Raw genomic sequence first — 15,762 nt, 5'->3', positions numbered from 1 at the left:
CCGGAGCGCGTCGGGGCGGTCGTCGGCTCAGGCCGGACCGGACTGCGGAAAGTCGGAGGAGTGCTCCGGGGCCAGCTGGGCCCCCGGGCGCAGCGCCACGGCCGCGTGGTTCACGGCGGTGGCGGCCTCGCCGAAGCCGACCGAGATCAGCGGGACCCGGCCCTGGTAGGTGCAGCCGTCCCCGACCGCGTAGACCTGCGGCAGGCTGGTCCGCATGGCGGCGTCGACCAGGATCTGGCGGTGCTCCAGGGTCAGGCCCCAGTCGGCGATCGGTCCCAGCTGGGAGGAGAAGCCGAGTGCGGCGACCAGCGCCTGCGCGGGCAGCTCCAGTTCGCCCTCGGGACTGCGGACGGTCACTCCCGCCAGGGCGTCGGTGCCGTGGCAGGCGGTCACCTGGGCGTCGGTGACGACTCGGACGGGGGCCGCGTACAGCTGCTTCACGCTGTGCTCGTGGGCCCGGAAGGTGCCGCGCCGGTGGACGACGGTGACCGATCGGGCGATCGGGGCCAGCGCCAGCGCCCAGTCCACCGCACTGTCGCCGCCGCCGACGATCACCACGTCGCGGTCGCGGTGCTCCTCCAGCCGGGGCACGTGGTAGGCGACGCCCCGGCCCTCGTAGGGCAGCGAGCACGGCAGGGTGCGGGGCACCACGCGGCCGATGCCGGCCGAGATCACCACCGCGCCGGCGAGGACCCGGCTTCCCGTGTCGGTGGTGATCTCCCACCCGCTGCCGTGCGGCGCGAGGGTCGTCGCGGTCTGGCCCAGCAGGTAGCGCGGCTCGAAGGGCGCGGCCTGCTCCAGCAGGTTGTCGATCAACTCCCGCCCCTTGACCGCGACATGGCCGGCCACGTCGTACAGCCGCTTCTCCGGGTAGAGCGCGGCCACCTGGCCGCCCGGCTGCTCCAGCGCGTCGATCACCGCGCTGGTCAGGCCGCGGAACCCGGCGTAGTACGCGCCGTACAGGCCCGCGGGGCCGGCTCCGACGATGGCGATGTCGACAGTGGACTCGGTGGCTGGCGCCACGGCCGTCTCCTTTGGTGTTCGGAAGCAGGGATGGTCGCGGTCCGGCCGGCCCGGGCGCAGGCTCGGGATCCGAAGCCGGCGGTGTCGGCGCGCTGCGGGCGCCGAGCACGGGAAGAGGCGGGACGGACGCGCGGGGAGCCACCGTGCCGGTGGCTCTCGTCGCACTCACGGCAGCAGCGCGTCGATCCTCGCAACGCTCGTGATCGAGCGTCAAGAAGCCTTGGGGCGGCCACCGTCCGGGAGGTCGGCACGCTGGGCCAGCTCCTCGGCGAAGCGGCTCCACTCGCGCGCGAAGCTGCTCGCCAGGTCGGCCACGGCGGCGGCACAGTGCGGCGGCACGGCGGCGATCAGCTCCTGGCCGGTCCGCGCGTCGAAGTCATGGGTGCCCAACCAACGCAGCAGCAGCCGCCCGGATTCGGTGAAGCGCAGCGACGGGTCCTTCGCGAGCCGCTCCAGGATGCCCGACCGGTCGGGCTCCGGGGTCCGCGACCGCGCGGCCTGGCCGGACCTGGCCGGGAGGGCACGGCGGTCCTGCCGCGGGACGCGCCCGGCCAGCCGCAGCGGGTCCTCGCCCTGCCGCAGCAGCCGGCGCACCTCGTGCGCGGTACTGGACGAGATGCCGACGGCCTGCGAGATCTCGCGCAGGGTCGCCTCGGGCCGCTCGGTCAGCAGCGCGACCGCGGCCCGGCGCCCCTCGACGGGATCCACCGGGCGGATCCGCCCGTCCTGGCCCACCCGGGCGCTCGACTGAGGATATTCCTCGCTCGAACGACGCCTGATCGCTCCCACGGTCTTCGGCGACAGCCCGGTCGTGCGGGCGATCGCCCGGTCCGACCAGCCCGGGTGGCTGTCGAGGATCCGGGTCGCAGCCGCCCGCCGGTCCCCCAGGGTCAGCGGCAGGCCGTGCGCCACGTTGGCCTCGACCGAGCGGATGAAGATCTCCTCCTCCGGCCCGTCCAGGTACCGCACCCTGATCTGGCGCTCACCGCGCAGCGCGGCGGCGCGCAACCGGTGCATGCCGTCGACCACCCGCCGGGTGGCCCGGTGCACCAGGATCGGGTCGAAGGCCGTCCCGCTCTGCGCCAGCGTCTCGACATGTCCGCTGTCCTCGCCCGCGAGCCGCGGCGAGTCGGCCGGCCTCAACTCCGCGATCGGCACACTGTTGACCTCGGACGTGACCGCCCCCGTCACCGCCACCACCCCTCCTCCGCTACAGCCCCATAAGACAGCACCCTTCGATCGCTTGCCAAGTTTGTCAATGTCTTTGGCAGATGCTTGTCAAAGAACCCGAGGTGAGCTACGTTGCCGCTGCGGAGTGATCGGGGGGAAGCCGGCCCGTACCGCCGCCAGGAATCACTGCTGAACAACCCTAGGGAATGCACGATGAACACACTCCGCCGCACGCTCGCGCTCACCGGACTGGCGGTGGTCCTCGCATTCGGCGCGGCACAGAACCTCCATGCCCTGTCGGCCCATACGGCCACCTCGACCACGGCCGGAAGCGGCATCACGATCGTCGTGCCCGACGGCAAGGAGGGCGACATCGAGTGGCCGTGAGCCGCTGCGACCAGCCCTGATCCACCGCGCGCCGGGCCCCGGATTGACAGAATTGCCGGGGTCCCGGTGCGGGCTTGACAAATGACGGTGGCGCTGTGGCAGTGTCGTCGCCATGCTCCAGACGTCCATCCCAACCCTGCCACAGCCCTACTTCGGCATCCGGCTACGGACGATCCGGCAGAACCGAGGCATCTCGCAGGCCCAGCTGACAGGGCCCGGCATGTCCGCCGCCTACCTCTCCCGTCTGGAGTCGGGCAGCCGCCCGCCGACCGACCGCGCGGTGGCCTACCTCTGCGAGAAGCTGGACCTGCCGCTCTCGTCGTTCCAGGCCGAACCGGCCGACCGTACCGCCGAAACGCTCGCCATGGTGGTCTCCGGGAGTGACACCGAGGACGCCACCCGGATGCTGCTGGACACCGTGCGGCAGGGCGCCCCGACCCACCCGGCGCTGCGCTGGCAGTCCCTCTGGATGCTGGCCGAGAACCAGCGCAAGAGCGGCGCCCGCCAGGACCAGCAGCGCACCCTGCAGGCGCTCACCGAGCTGAGCGACCAGATCGAGCACCCGCACCTGCAGGTCAGAGCCCGGGTCCAGTTGGCCCGATGTCAGAGGACCACCGGCGACGTCCCCGCCGCCCACCGGATGGCCACCGAGGCCTACGCCCTCGCGACCGAGCACCAGCTCTCCCGCAGCGACCTGACCCGCACCCTGCTCGTCCTGATCTCCGTCGAGGCCGAGACGGGCCGCCTCGTCGAGGCCGTGGACCACACCGACCAGGTGCTCCGGCTCGTCGACGAACTCCCGGTCGCCCTGCGCGCCGAGTCCTTCTGGACCGCCGGCAGCATCCGGATCCGCCAGGGCCGGCACGCCGACGCGGCCGCCCTGCTGGAACAGGCCATGGACCTGCTGGGCGCCGGCAACGAGGAACTGGTGCTCTGGATGCGGCTGAGACTCGCCGCCGCCTCGCTCTACCTGCGGATGGATCCGCGCCGCACCGACCAGGCCGAACGCCGGCTCCGCGAGGCCGCCCCGGCCGTCGAGCTGCTGAGCCTGCCGGTCCACCAGCAGGAGTTCCTCACCCTCCAGGCGCACCTGGCCTTCCACCAGGAGGACCACCCGGCCGCCCGGGAACTCTGCGAACGACTCGGCGACCACCCCGAGCACCTGTCCTTTCGCGACCGCGTCCGGCACCTCATGCTGCGCAACCAGCTGCGCATCCTGAACGGTGAGCGCGACGCCGCGATCCGAGAGCTGGAACAACTCGCCCAACAGGCCCAGGACGCGGCCAACATCGACCTCGCCTCCGAGGTCTGGCGCTCCCTCGCCGTCACGCTGGCCCAGGCCGAACGCTCCGGCTGAGCCCACCCGGTCCGCCCCCGGTCACCGTCGGTCCACGATCCCGACCCGCCGGCGCGGCGCGGACCCGCTCGAACGACGCGACGCGACGTGCCCGCCGCCGGAGAACCCGGCTCAGCACGCGCGGACCGCGCCCCACTTCGGTGGCAGCCGTGCCCACCCCGCCGGCCGCCGCCCGCGCACCGCGTGCGCACCACTGCCCCTCGCCGTCACCGCCGTCGGCCGCCTCCGCGTGCCCCGCTCCGCGCCGCGGCCGCTCCGCACGCCTCCGGACTCCTCCGCTCGCCTCCGGACGCCGACCCGCGCGCGGGAGAGCGGAGTCGGCCGCGGGGTGGTGCGGGCTCCGGTCGCCTTTTCCGTACGGCTGCGGATTCCGCCCCGAATTTGGCGATGATCACACCTAATGCCCATATCCGGAAGGTCTCCGGCCACTTCCCCCGGAAGCCGCAACCCCCTGAAGACCGGCATAGCCGACATGTTCCGGAGAGCGCGTGAGAATTGCCCCGGAATCCCTTCCCGATCCTTGACAACCCCACCCCGGGCACCCGTGAACAGCCCTGCGGGCCACCGGGATCGACCCGGTGGCCCGCACGAGGGGGAGTTCTCAGAGCACCGGCGCGACGGCCTGCCCGGCGGACCCGGCGACTCCGGTGGACCGCGTGGACCTCAGCACGACGGCGGTGACCAGCAGGGCCAGCGTCAGCAGCCCGGCGGCGACGGCGAACGCCAGCCGGAACCCGCCGGTGAGGGCCTCGGCGGCCGGGTGCCCGGCTCCGGCCAGCGTCCCGGTCCGGGTGGCGGCGAGGGTGGTGAGCACGGCGACCCCGAGCGCCGCGCCGACCTGCTGCGTGGTGTTGAAGAGGCCGGAGGCGGTACCCGCGTCGGCCGCCCCGGCGCCGGACATGCCCAGCCCGGTCAGGCCCGACAGCACCAGACCGCCGCCGCCGATCAGCAGCATGGTCGGCAGCAGGTGGACGACGTAGTCGGCGTCGACCGGCAGTCGGACCAGCAGCCCCAGGGCGAGGACCAGCAGGGCCAGCCCGGCCAGCAGCACGTTGCGCTCGCCGAAGCGGGCGTTCAGCCGGGCGGAGAGGAACAGCGACACGGCTCCGATGGCCACCGCCGCCGGGAGCATGGCGAGACCGGTCGCGGCCGCCCCGTAGCCGAGCACGTTCTGCAGGTAGAGCGCGAGCAGGATCTGGAAGCCGAACAGCCCGGACACCGCGAGGACCTGCACCAGGTTGGCGCCGGCGACGGTACGGGAGCGGAGCATCCGCAGCGGCAGCAGCGGGTGGGCGGCGCGCGCCTGGCGCAGCAGGAAGCCGGCCAGCAGCAGGACGGCGAGCGCGCCGAGGCCGAGGGTGCGGGCGGAGGTCCACCCGTGCTCGCCGGTACCGACGATGGTGTAGATGCCGAGCATCAGGGCGGCGGTGATCAGCACGGCGCCGAGGGCGTCGGCACCGGCCCGCAGCCCCGGGCCGCGGTCGGCGTCGAGCACCCGCACCGCGAGCAGGACGGCGGTGAGGCCGAGCGGCAGGTTGATCAGGAAGATCCAGTGCCAGTTGAGGGCCTGGGTGAGGACTCCCCCGAGGACCTGGCCGATCGAGGCGCCGGCCGCGCCGACGAAGCTGAAGGCGCCGATCGCCCGACCGCGCTCACCCGGCTCGGGGAAGAGCGTGACGATCATGCCGAGGCTGACCGCGGAGGCCATCGCACCGCCGACGCCCTGGAGGAAGCGGGCGGCGATCAGCATGCCCTGGCCGGTGGCGACCGCGCAGAGCACCGAGGCGGCGGTGAAGACGGCGAGTCCGGCGATGAAGACCCGCTTGCGACCGATCAGGTCACCGAGCCGGCCGGCCAGCAGGAGCAGGCCGCCGAAGGCGATCAGGTAGGCGTTGACCGTCCAGGTCAGGTCGGCGGACGAGAACCCCAGGTCGGCCTGGATGGCCGGCAGCGCCACGGTGACGATCGACCCGTCCAGGATGATCATCAGCATTCCCGCGCAGAGCACCGCCAGGGCGAGGGCGCGGGAGCGGGCCGATCCGGCCCGGGTAGGGGCGGACGCGCCCGGAGTGGGCGCGATCGGTGCGGGCGCGCTGGGCGCGGGTGCGTCGGTGGCATGCGTGGTCATCGTGGGTCTCCCGGTTCGTCGAGTACCGGGTATGACACTAACAGATAGTCTCGTTCAGGACTATCTTTCTCAGGAAGGTCCCTTTCGGGATGCTCAGCCGCGGGAGCGGCGGGCCCGCCGAACCGTCCGGTCGCTCTCCACCGGCTCCGCCAGATGCCCCTCCACCAGGTGCTTCAACGCCGAGACGAAGACCGCCCGCTCGGGCTCGGGCAGCGACTCCAGCACCTCGCGGTGCACCCGGTCGGCGATCGCGGTCCCCAGCTCGACGGCCCGCTCCCCCGCCTCGGTCACCCAGATGATCCGGGCCCGGCGGTCGGTGGCGGACGGGCGGCGCTCGGCCAGGCCCAGCTTCTCCAGCTCGTCCACGGTGACGACCATGGTGGTCTTGTCCAGGTCCGCGAGCTCGGCCAGCTGGATCTGGGTGCGCTCGGTCTCCAGCGCGTGGAACAGCACGCAGTAGGCGCGCGGGGTGATCCCCAGCTCGGTGAAGGCGGCCGACATCCGGGTCGCCAGTACATGGCTGGCGTGGTCCAGCAGGCCGGAGATGTCACGGATCTGGCGTACGGGAGGGCTCGTCGTCATGCGTCCGAGCGTAGCAAGGCCGTCTGCCGGCAGATGATCCCGTGGCCAACCAATCCCCGCGTGGCGGGCGTCCCACCGGCCCCACCGACCGCCCGTCGCGGTCTACGGAATGCCCAGCTCGAACAGCGCGTACCCCGCGTACCAGCCCGCCGCGAGCGTCGGCATCGCGAACAGCCCCACCAGCGTGGACACCCGCACCCGGCGCAGCGCGATGGCCAGGCCGATGAAGAGCGGGAAGGCGGGCAGCAGGTAGCGCGAGATGTTGCCGAAGATCTGGTTGCTGCTCAGCGCGGTGAAGACGGTCAGCAGCGTGTAGACCACCAGCACCAGCGGCGGCCGGGTGCGCAGCAGCAGCACCAGCAGCCCGGGCAGGGCGATCAGCAGGACCACCGCGATGAGGTCGGGCGCCGGGTTGGACTGCCAGAAGTCCCAGTGCCCGGTGATCACGTCCAGGAAGGTGCGCGCGGTGGAGGCGCCCCAGTCGAAGTAGCGGTTCCACGCGCCGCGCTGCAGCTTGAAGTACCCGCCCCAGTCGTCCATCCGGTAGCCGACCCAGCCGACGTACCAGAGCAGGCCCCAGGGGGTGATCAGCATCGCGGTCAGCGGCCGGGCCACGCCGTCCGTGCGCCGGACCAGGGCCACCAGCGCGGCGATCGAGACGGCCGCGATCAGGGCGGCGGCGGTGGGCCGGTTGAGGCCGGCCGCGAGCGCGAGCAGTCCGGCGGCGAGCCAGCGGTGCGTCATCACGCAGTAGCAGGCCCAGGCGGAGATCGCGACGAACAACGAGTCCGAGTAGACCGCCCACTCGGCCCCCGACCCCGGGAAGAGGCCCCAGACCACCGCGGCGATCACCCCGGCCCGGAAGCCGCCGAGCCGCTCGGCGACGGCGAAGATGCCGGCCGCCGCGACGAACGAGGCCAGCACCGAGACCGCGATGCCCGAACCGTACGGGCCGAGACCGGTGACGGCGCCGACCAGGCGCATCAGCCACGGGTAGAGCGGGAAGAAGGCGGCCGAGTTCTCGTAGTAGCTGGCGAGCGGGTAGCCGTGCAGCGGGATCAGCTGCGGGTCGTAGCCGTTCTCGGCGATCCGCTGGTACCAGACGCCGTCCCAGGTGCCGAGCACGTCCCAGGGCTGGGCGCCGCCGCCGCGGCCCGGGTCCTTGCGGAGGAAGTCGCCGGTGTGCGAGAGCAGCAGCAGGAAGACGGTCAGGCCGGTGGCCTTCACCACCGCGTACGCGCCGAGCGCGGGTGCGAAGCGGTCCACCGCGGCGGCGAAGCGGCCCTGCCGGCGGGCGTCGTCGGGGGCCGCCTCGGCACCGGACGGCTCCGCGCTCGCCGGTTCCGTGCTCGATGTACTCGATGCCGTGCTCATCGCTCTGGACTCCCCGCCCCCGCTCGTGATCGGCGCGGCCACGAACGCGCCGCCGAGCGAGCCTACGGCACTGGGGTTCGAGGACTCGCGGCAACCTTCCGTCCCGGGCCCGGAAGACCGGGAGCCCGCCCGGGGCGGCGAACCGGCACCGACCCGTACCGACCCGCGCGGCTCGGTACGGGTCGGTACGGGTCGGTACGGGTCGGTGCGTCAGCCGTGCAGGTAGACGATGCCGAGCTTGGTGAGCCGCCAGAGCTGGTTGGCCGCACCGGTGTCGTTCGCGAGCTCGACCAGGGTGTTGCCCTTGGCGTCGACGCCGCCACCGGCGGTGGCGACCTTGCTCCGGTCCTGGGAGTCGGCCAGCTTGTAGAGGCCGTCGCCGGCCGGCTCGAAGACCCAGTGCTGGTTGCCGTCGCCGTTGCAGCCCCACTGCTGGAGCCGGGTACCGGGGGCGGTGGAGCCGGCGTTGGCGTCCAGGCACATGTTCCGGTTGCCGCTGAAGTCCAGCTCGTAGCTCCCGCCCTGCTTGACCTCCAGGACGAAGGACTGGTTCAGCCCGCCGGTGGGGGTGTAGGTGATGGCGGCGCGACCGTTGGTGGAGTCGCCGTAGGTGCCGCCACCGGAGAGGTCGAGCACCTTGCCGCCGGCGGCGGAGGTGAGCTGGTACCAGGCGCCGTCCTCGGGCCCGTCACCGAACGGCTTCCCGGGGGTGAGCGGCTGGATGGACGTGGTGTTCTGCTGGTCGAGGGTGCAGTAGGCCTGCTGCTGGTCGGGCCGGGCGTAGAACTGACCGAGGCAGACGCCCTCCCCGCGGTAGCCGGCCACCCGCAGGTGGTACGACTGGCGGACCATGTTCATGCAGAGGCCGGGGATGCCGATCTGCTGGTCGCAGCCGTTGCGGACCCACTCGGCGAGGTTGATCACGTCCCCGTTGGTGTACTCGTACGGGGAGCTGGTCCACTCGGCGCAGACCTCGTGGCCGAAGGCGACCCGCCGCTGGTCCAGGTACCGGACGCCGGGCACCTGTTCGGCGGCGGCGCGCAGGGTGTCGCTGAGGAGCGGCACCACCCAGTTGTGGCCCCAGGCGAGGTCCTCGGGGAACGCCGGGCAGCCGTCGGCGACCTTGCCGAGGTAGTCGTTGCGGCGGATGTCCGGGGTGATCGGGTTGAAGTAGGACTGGTAGACCAGCTGGTAGGCGGAGTCGGCGTAGCCGGCGGCGCGCATCGTCCGGCGGATGTTCTGCAGCGCCGCGACCACCTTGGGCTTGACCCGCTCGGCGCGCTTGGCGATCTCCTCGCTGCCGAGGGTGTCGCGGCAGCCCTGGTCCTTGGGGATCGGGAAGTACTGCGCGAGGCAGTGCATCATGATCCCGCTGAAGTCGAAGTCGTCGTTGGCGCCGATCGTGACGACCACCATCTTGACGTCGTACGTGCCCGCCACCTCGGCGAGTCGGACGTCCTGCTTGCGCTCGCCGAAGTCCCCGCTGCCGGGGCCGGTGATCGCGGCCAGCTCGGGGTCGCTGACCAGGTCGCCGGTCTGGGCGCCGGAGCAGGCCAGGTCGATCGGGGTGACACCGGGGATGTCGGTGACGAAGATCTCCGACTTGGGGTGCCGGTGGCAGTAGTCGGTGGGCGAGTCGGTCTCGGGGAAGTAGCCGTCGCCGGTGTCGGTGCCGGCGCCCTCCCCGGAGATGGCGCTGTCGCCGAGGGCGACGATCGCGGCCGGACGGGTCGCCGGGGCGGCGGCCGCGCCGGTGTCGGCGAGGGCGGTGGGGGCGCCGGTGTCGGCGAGGGCGGTGGGGGCGCCGGCCAGGCCGAGGGTGGCGAGGAGGGCGCCCGTCGCGAGCAGGGCGCCGTACGGGGAACGGCGGGTCGTCGACCGGGATCTGCGCGCACCGGACAGTCGTGACCTGATCACACGTGACTCCTTGCGGGGTGGGGGACCGCCCGACCGGGGACGCCGGACGGTTTCGGAGCAAAGAAAGGTGAGCAGGTCTCACATTCTAGGTACTGACAAGTAACGCAACAAGGCTCCGGACAGCACCGGACCGGACTCCCCCGCCGGGCCCGGAAACGCGGAGAGCCGCCGCCCCGCGCCCCAGGAGGGAAGCGCGGAACGGCGGCTCGCGCCGGCCGAACCGGGCGCAGGTCAGCCCGCGTTGACGCAGTGGTTGCCGAACGCGGGGTTGAGCAGACCGATGATGTCGATCGTGTTGCCGCACAGGTTGACCGGGACGTGGACCGGCACCTGCAGCTGGTTGCCGGAGATGACGCCGGGGGAACCCGCGGCGACACCCTCGGCGCCGGAGCTGGCCATCGCGGTGCCGGCACCGGCCGCCACGATGCCTACCACGGCGGCACCGACGGCGGCCGTCTTCTTGATGCTCATAGGAGCCTCCTGACTGTTCGACAGAGATGCACGGGGAGTGCGACATCTAGAACGACACCCACCCGGCCCGGTTGCGACGCCACCCGCTTTGTCACCCGAGTGGCTCAACGGGGACCGGTCCCGGGCATTCGGGTGATCACCGGCCCCGACCGTTTCCCCCCGGGCGCTGCCTCGTTCTCCCTGACGGAACACGCTCCGCACAGGCTCACCAGACGAATCGAGTACCGCACATGCGCAAGCTCGCCCACGGCGTCATCGGCACGGCGGCCACCGCCGCCCTGCTGGCCGCCGGTGCCGGCGCCGCCACCGCCCACCACGCCCACGGCGCGTCCGCCGAGGGTGTCGCGGCGGGTTCACCCGGGGTGGCCTCCGGCAACCAGGTCGAGATCCCGGTGCACGTACCGCTGAACCTGTGCGGCAACTCGGTCGACGTGGCCGGCCTGCTCAACCCGGCGTTCGGCAACCACTGCGCGAACGCCTGAACCAGCGTGCGACCGCCGCCCGGTCCGCCGGGCGGCCCATCGACTCCGGGAGATCCGCCGCCGGTCCGAGCCCGTCCGGAATTACTCCTGGTCGCGCGTCTGCGCGAGTGTTCCCGGCCGTGCGGGAATTCCTTGCGACGCGCGGTGCAGCGGCGGCCACTCCATCGCCCAAGCCACGGGCGACACGCGCGACTTGGGCCGCCAGAGTGACAATCACGGCAATCCCAGAAACCAGCGGGCGATGATTTCCCTTCGCCCGGCTCCCGACTCATTCCCTTTACGGTCGGGCAGAAAACGGAGGAAGAACCACATGCGTAACCTCAAGAAGGCCGCCGCCCTGTCCCTCGCCGCCGCCGGACTGGTCGTCGGCGCGGCCGGCGGCGCGTTCGCCAGCTCCGGTGCCGAGGGCGTCGCCGCCGGCTCCCCCGGTGTGCTCTCCGGCAACCAGATCCAGATCCCGGTGCACATCCCGGTCAACGTCTGCGGCAACTCCATCGGGGTCATCAGCATCCTGAACCCGGCGTTCGGCAACAACTGCGCCAACATCGGCTGAACCGGCGGTCGCCGCACCGGCGACCGCCGCTCCACCGAGTCCGTGCCGCACCCCGCCCACGGCGGGGTGCGGCCCGCTCCACCCGTGTGTGATCGAGGAGATCAACCCCCATGCAGAACGTGAAGAAGGCCGCCGTCCTCTCCGCCGCCGCCGCCGGCCTGGTGATGGGCGCGGCGGGCTCCGCCGCCGCCGGCTCCGGTGCCGAGGGCGTCGCCGCCGGCTCGCCCGGCGTGGTGTCCGGCAACCAGCTCCAGGTCCCGGTGCACATCCCGGTGAACCTGTGCGGCAACTCCATCAACGTGGTCGGCCTGCTCAACCCGGCGTTCGGCAACAGCTGCGCCAACGTGGACGCGCACCCGCACCACGACGCGGACGACTGCTGATCCCCGATCCGCACGCGTTCCGGCCGAACTGCCTCCCGCCCAACCGGCCGGGGGGCAGTTCGGCATACCCGGGCGCGGTCCAGCCGCCCGGGGACCCGACCCCTGAAGGGTGATGCGCATGGTCGCGAAGAACACGGTCGCGAAGAACACGGTCGCGATGAGGAGCGGGGCCGGCCTGGCCGCCGCCCTGGGCGCCGCGATGCTGCTCGGCGGCGCCGGCGCCGGCACGGCGCACGCGGCGCCGGCCCAGGGCGGCGCCGGCCTGGCCAAGACCGACCTCGCCCAGGCCCTGGGCGGCACCACCACCGGTCTCGGCTACGGCATCGCGCCGGTCAAGGACCTGCGCCTGGACCCGTGGGCCAACTCCTCCGCCGATGTGCTGAACAACGGCGCGACCGTCCAGCCCGAGGACAGCGGCCTGGCTCCGGTCAGCACCACCACGCTGACCGGCCCGCTGAGCGCGGGCGGCGGCCCGCGCGATCTGCCGCTCGTCGGTCAGCTGCTCGGCACCCTGCCGGGCTGAGCCGCGCCGGCGCACGGGCGGAGCCCGGCACCCCGTCCGTACGGAGGGGGTGCCGGGCTCCCGTGCCCGGTCCGCGCGCCCGCGACGGGCCCGCGGACCGGACCGGCTCAGAGCTGGGCGAGTCCGGCCAGGCCGGTCTGGTCCACGACGCCGGTGGTGGTCGCGGTGGTGGTGGCGGCCAGGTTCCCCACCGAGTCGGTGACGGAGATCCGCTCGTCCTCGTTGCCGAGGGTGGCCTTGGCACCGGGGACGGCCTGCACCGCGCCGGTGATCAGCCGCGGGTCGACCTCGCCGACCCTGAGCGTGCCGTCGGCCAGCTGCCCGGTGCCGTCCTGGGCGAGGGCGAGCGGCTTGCCCAGCCCGATCCCGGGGGTGTCGGCGTGCAGCGGGGCGGCCGGCGCCTCCAGCAGCAGCTCACCGAGGTCGGCGCCCTGGTCCACCAGCGGCAGCGGCAGCTCGGCCTTGGCCGACGGCCCGACCTTGCCGGTGGCGACCCCGGGCACGATCTGCTCCGGGATCAGGTCGTTGCCGGTGGTGCGACCGGGCACGGCCGGCATCAGCAGCGAGGTCGGGATGCCGCCGGAGATCCGGCTGTCCAAGGGTGCGAGCGGCACGTCCACCGGGACCTGCTGGGTGGCCAGCCGGTCCTCCAGGGCTCCGACCTGGTCGGGGCCGACCGCGGCGGCGGAGGCCGCCCCCGGGGAGGCGAGCATGCCCGCACCGACCGCCAGCAGCATCGCGCCGGCCCGCTTGGAGAACTTCATGCTTTTCACCGTTCTGCCTGTCCGTACTGGGGATCTGGGGGTCGGCTGCGCAGGGCGCAGCCGAAAGCAATCTGTCTCAACGAGACACCCGGAGCCCGGATTGCGGCGGTTAACCGGTTCGGCCTAATAATCCGACCGGAAACCCCCGGACGCCGCGCCTCCCGGACTCTTTTCAAGAATCCCCGTAACCTTCCGTGCCGTCATTCTTTGATCTGAATGTCAGTGACCGCAGACCGGGCCTGAGCGTTCTACGCGTTGTACGCACGGAAACCAAAAGCATTCCAGAGAGGGATCTCCCCATGATCCAGAAGTCCTTCGCCGCCGCCGGCCTGGCCGTCGCCGCGCTGGCCGCCGCCGCGGCGCCGGCCTCGGCCATCGCGGACTCGGACGGCTCCGCCGCGTCCCTCCAGGGCAACGGCGGGACCAACTTCACCGGCACCGTCGGTGACAACAGCCCGAACTTCCACTTCCTGGACAACGCGAACGTCTGCCTCCCCGAGATCCACAACATCGCCGTCGGCGTGCTCGGTGTGGCCGTCCCGGTCGAGGTCCCGATCGCCAACAGCGGTGGCAAGCAGTACTGCACCCAGGGTCAGGGCACCCAGAGCAAGGGCGACTCCGGCGTCTCCCACCTCATCGGCTGACCTGTCCGCCCGTTCCACCCTCCTGTACCGCCCTTCGAATCGCTCCCCGATTCATCTCCCGAGAGGAAACCAGAAATGATCAAGAAGACCCTCGCCGCCGCCGGCCTGGCCGCCGCCGCCATCGCGATGTCCGCCGGTTCGGCCTCCGCCATCGCCGACTCGGACGGCTCGGCCGTCTCCGCCCAGGGCAACGGCGGCACCAACCAGACCGGCACCCACGGCAACAGCTCGCCGAACTTCCACACCCTGGACAACGCGAACATCTGCCTGCCCGAGGTGCACAACATCGCGGTCGCCGTCGTCGGCGTCGCGGTTCCGGTCGAGGTTCCGATCCTCAACAGCACCCCGAAGCAGATCTGCAACGTCGGCCAGAACACCCAGTCCTCGGGCGACGCGGGCGTCTCGCACCTGATCGGCTGATCACCGGCACAGGGCAGCGGCGGAGGGCCCGGGGACGTGTCCCCGGGCCCTCCGGGCTTCGGTGGATCGACGGCCCGGTCGGCCCGTGCTCCGGGTACGGGCCGACCGGGTGACAGGCCGTCGGGGCGGCGCGTGGGGCGCCGCGACCGTCGGCAGCGTGTGTTCACGTGTCAGTGGCAGGGCGCTCCGACCGAGCGTCCCGGAAGAGAGGGCAGATCCAATGAAGAGCAAGCTGGGCAAGGCCGCGCTGACCGCCTTCGGCGCGCTGGCGCTCGCGGGTGTCGCCACCCCGGCGTTCGCGCACGTCGGCCTGGCCGGTGGCGGCGAGTTCGTCGCCTCGGCCCACCCGGTGTTCGCCGCCGGTGAGTGGTGGGGCCTCGCCCACACCTCGCACATCCACACCGGCGCCCACGGCTGGGGCGCCGCCACCTCCACCGACGCGGTCGGTGGCGTGGAGGGCTTCGCCCACGTCGGCTGACGCCCGGGCGGCACGACGGAGGCCGGACCCCGTGCGGGGTCCGGCCTCCGTCGTGCGGCGGGGTGACCGCCCGGGCGAGCGGGCGGGCGACGGCTACTTGATCATCGCGGCGGTCTCGATCGCCCAGTAGGTGAGGATCTGTTCGGCGCCGGCCCGGCGGATCGAGGTCAGCGTCTCCAGGATCATCCGCTCCCGGTCGATCCAGCCGTTGGCCACGGCGGCCTCGACCATCGCGTACTCCCCGGAGACCTGGTAGGCCGCGACCGGGACCGGCGAGGCGTCGGCCACCTGGCGCAGGATGTCCAGGTAGGCCATCGCGGGCTTGACCATCACCAGGTCGGCGCCCTCGGCGACGTCCAGCTCCAGCTCGCGCAGCGACTCGCGGGCGTTGGCCGGGTCCTGCTGGTAGCCCTTGCGGTCGCCCTTCAGCGAGGAGCCGACCGCCTCCCGGAACGGGCCGTAGAACGCCGAGGCGTACTTGGCGGTGTAGGCGAGGATCCCGGTGTCCTGGTGCCCGGCCTCGTCCAGGGCCCGGCGGACCACCGCGATCTGGCCGTCCATCATCCCCGACGGCCCGACCAGGTGGACGCCCGCGTCCGCCTGCACCCGGGCCATCTCGGCGTAGCGCTCCAGCGTCGCGTCGTTGTCCACGCTGCCGTCGGCGGCCAGCACGCCGCAGTGGCCGTGGTCGGTGTACTCGTCCAGGCAGAGGTCGGACATGACCACCAGGGAGTCGCCGACCTCGGAGACCACGTCCCGGATCGCCTGCTGCAGGATGCCGTCCGGGTTGGTGCCCTCGCTGCCGACCGCGTCCTGCACCTCGGGCACGCCGAACAGCATGACCCCGCCCAGGCCCGCCTCGGCGGCCTCGACCACGGCCTTGCGCAGCGTGTCGCGGGTGTGCTGGACCACGCCCGGCATCGACGTCACCGGGACCGGCTCGCGGACGCCCTCGCGGACGAACAGCGGCAGGATCAGCTCGGCCGGGTGCAGCCTGGTCTCCGCGACCAGTCTGCGCATCGCCGGAGTCGAACGCAGCCGACGGGGACGCACGTACGGGAATTCAGCGGACACGGCTTCTCTCTCCGAACGGTTGAACGGCTCCG

18 protein-coding genes are annotated in these 15,762 nt (G+C 72.6%); 9 read left to right on the top strand and 9 right to left on the bottom strand.

The genetic code is table 11. The features are described from left to right. Nucleotides 1–27 precede the first annotated feature (27 nt). Both ACFXHB_RS03290 and ACFXHB_RS03285 read right to left on the bottom strand, forming a co-directional pair. A complete protein-coding gene (locus tag ACFXHB_RS03290) occupies nucleotides 28–1,023 on the bottom strand; it encodes an NAD(P)/FAD-dependent oxidoreductase (protein ID WP_380571614.1) in 996 nt (331 codons plus the stop codon). A 210-nt stretch (nucleotides 1,024–1,233) separates the two neighbouring features. Continuing rightward, complete coding sequence (locus ACFXHB_RS03285) at nucleotides 1,234–2,220, bottom strand: ParB/RepB/Spo0J family partition protein (RefSeq protein ID WP_380571613.1); 987 nt, start codon at nucleotides 2,218–2,220, stop codon at nucleotides 1,234–1,236. Between the two features lie 186 nt (nucleotides 2,221–2,406). On the opposite strand from ACFXHB_RS03285, the gene ACFXHB_RS03280 reads away from it, so the two are divergent. Together ACFXHB_RS03280 and ACFXHB_RS03275 are read left to right on the top strand one after the other, a co-directional pair. Then, entirely contained in the window at nucleotides 2,407–2,580 is a 174-nt protein-coding gene (locus tag ACFXHB_RS03280) for a hypothetical protein (protein ID WP_380571612.1), read from the top strand. Between the two features lie 112 nt (nucleotides 2,581–2,692). After that, nucleotides 2,693–3,937, top strand: coding sequence for a helix-turn-helix domain-containing protein (locus ACFXHB_RS03275; RefSeq protein ID WP_380571611.1), 1,245 nt, complete (start codon nucleotides 2,693–2,695; stop codon nucleotides 3,935–3,937). A gap of 601 nt (nucleotides 3,938–4,538) precedes the next feature. Here the strand turns inward: ACFXHB_RS03275 and ACFXHB_RS03270 are convergent. From ACFXHB_RS03270 to ACFXHB_RS03250, 5 genes are all read right to left on the bottom strand, one after another. After that, nucleotides 4,539–6,065, bottom strand: coding sequence for a DHA2 family efflux MFS transporter permease subunit (locus ACFXHB_RS03270; protein ID WP_380571610.1), 1,527 nt, complete (start codon nucleotides 6,063–6,065; stop codon nucleotides 4,539–4,541). Between the two features lie 93 nt (nucleotides 6,066–6,158). Beyond that, entirely contained in the window at nucleotides 6,159–6,647 is a 489-nt protein-coding gene (locus ACFXHB_RS03265; RefSeq protein WP_380571609.1) for a MarR family winged helix-turn-helix transcriptional regulator, read from the bottom strand. A 102-nt stretch (nucleotides 6,648–6,749) separates the two neighbouring features. After that, on the bottom strand, nucleotides 6,750–8,021 hold the full coding sequence (locus tag ACFXHB_RS03260) for a hypothetical protein (protein WP_380571607.1): 1,272 nt from the start codon (nucleotides 8,019–8,021) through the stop codon (nucleotides 6,750–6,752). Between the two features lie 210 nt (nucleotides 8,022–8,231). Then, nucleotides 8,232–9,938 (bottom strand): RICIN domain-containing protein, encoded by a 1,707-nt coding sequence (locus ACFXHB_RS03255; RefSeq protein ID WP_380571606.1) that lies wholly within the window; start codon nucleotides 9,936–9,938, stop codon nucleotides 8,232–8,234. Between the two features lie 231 nt (nucleotides 9,939–10,169). Continuing rightward, on the bottom strand, nucleotides 10,170–10,409 hold the full coding sequence (locus tag ACFXHB_RS03250; protein WP_380571604.1) for a chaplin: 240 nt from the start codon (nucleotides 10,407–10,409) through the stop codon (nucleotides 10,170–10,172). Between the two features lie 230 nt (nucleotides 10,410–10,639). Here ACFXHB_RS03250 and ACFXHB_RS03245 point away from each other — a divergent pair, with 230 nt between their 5' ends. The 4 genes from ACFXHB_RS03245 to ACFXHB_RS03230 all read left to right on the top strand — a co-directional run bounded on the left by ACFXHB_RS03245 (nucleotide 10,640) and on the right by ACFXHB_RS03230 (nucleotide 12,350). Further along, nucleotides 10,640–10,891 (top strand): chaplin, encoded by a 252-nt coding sequence (locus ACFXHB_RS03245; protein ID WP_380571602.1) that lies wholly within the window; start codon nucleotides 10,640–10,642, stop codon nucleotides 10,889–10,891. A gap of 310 nt (nucleotides 10,892–11,201) precedes the next feature. Further along, complete coding sequence (locus tag ACFXHB_RS03240) at nucleotides 11,202–11,444, top strand: chaplin (protein WP_329488293.1); 243 nt, start codon at nucleotides 11,202–11,204, stop codon at nucleotides 11,442–11,444. A 110-nt stretch (nucleotides 11,445–11,554) separates the two neighbouring features. Further along, nucleotides 11,555–11,827 (top strand): chaplin, encoded by a 273-nt coding sequence (locus tag ACFXHB_RS03235; RefSeq protein WP_380571600.1) that lies wholly within the window; start codon nucleotides 11,555–11,557, stop codon nucleotides 11,825–11,827. A gap of 118 nt (nucleotides 11,828–11,945) precedes the next feature. Then, nucleotides 11,946–12,350 carry a hypothetical protein gene (locus ACFXHB_RS03230; protein WP_380571598.1) on the top strand — a complete coding sequence of 135 codons (405 nt, stop codon included), beginning with the start codon at nucleotides 11,946–11,948 and terminating at the stop codon, nucleotides 12,348–12,350. 107 nt (nucleotides 12,351–12,457) lie between these two features. Here the strand turns inward: ACFXHB_RS03230 and ACFXHB_RS03225 are convergent, their stop codons facing one another. Next, complete coding sequence (locus tag ACFXHB_RS03225) at nucleotides 12,458–13,114, bottom strand: hypothetical protein (RefSeq protein WP_380571596.1); 657 nt, start codon at nucleotides 13,112–13,114, stop codon at nucleotides 12,458–12,460. A gap of 299 nt (nucleotides 13,115–13,413) precedes the next feature. Between ACFXHB_RS03225 and ACFXHB_RS03220 the strand changes: the two genes are divergently transcribed. From ACFXHB_RS03220 to ACFXHB_RS03210, 3 genes are all read left to right on the top strand, one after another. Further along, a complete protein-coding gene (locus ACFXHB_RS03220; protein WP_313764319.1) occupies nucleotides 13,414–13,758 on the top strand; it encodes a rodlet layer protein in 345 nt (114 codons plus the stop codon). A 75-nt stretch (nucleotides 13,759–13,833) separates the two neighbouring features. Next, the gene (locus ACFXHB_RS03215) at nucleotides 13,834–14,178 is read left to right on the top strand and encodes a rodlet layer protein (protein WP_380571595.1); all 345 of its coding nucleotides are present in this window, start codon (nucleotides 13,834–13,836) and stop codon (nucleotides 14,176–14,178) included. Nucleotides 14,179–14,398: 220 nt separating this feature from the next. Continuing rightward, nucleotides 14,399–14,656, top strand: a complete 258-nt coding sequence (locus ACFXHB_RS03210) for a hypothetical protein (RefSeq protein WP_380571594.1) — start codon at nucleotides 14,399–14,401, stop codon at nucleotides 14,654–14,656. A 93-nt stretch (nucleotides 14,657–14,749) separates the two neighbouring features. Here ACFXHB_RS03210 and hemB read toward each other — a convergent pair whose 3' ends face one another. Continuing rightward, nucleotides 14,750–15,730: a porphobilinogen synthase gene (hemB, locus tag ACFXHB_RS03205; protein ID WP_380571593.1), complete on the bottom strand. Its 981-nt coding sequence runs from the start codon at nucleotides 15,728–15,730 to the stop codon at nucleotides 14,750–14,752. Nucleotides 15,731–15,762 lie beyond the last annotated feature (32 nt).

The sequence above is a fragment of the Kitasatospora sp. NPDC059327 genome, from assembly GCF_042752535.1.
Taxonomy (GTDB): domain Bacteria; phylum Actinomycetota; class Actinomycetes; order Streptomycetales; family Streptomycetaceae; genus Kitasatospora.
Note: the sequence above shows the minus strand (reverse complement) of the source record. Positions and strands in the feature narration are given on the sequence as shown.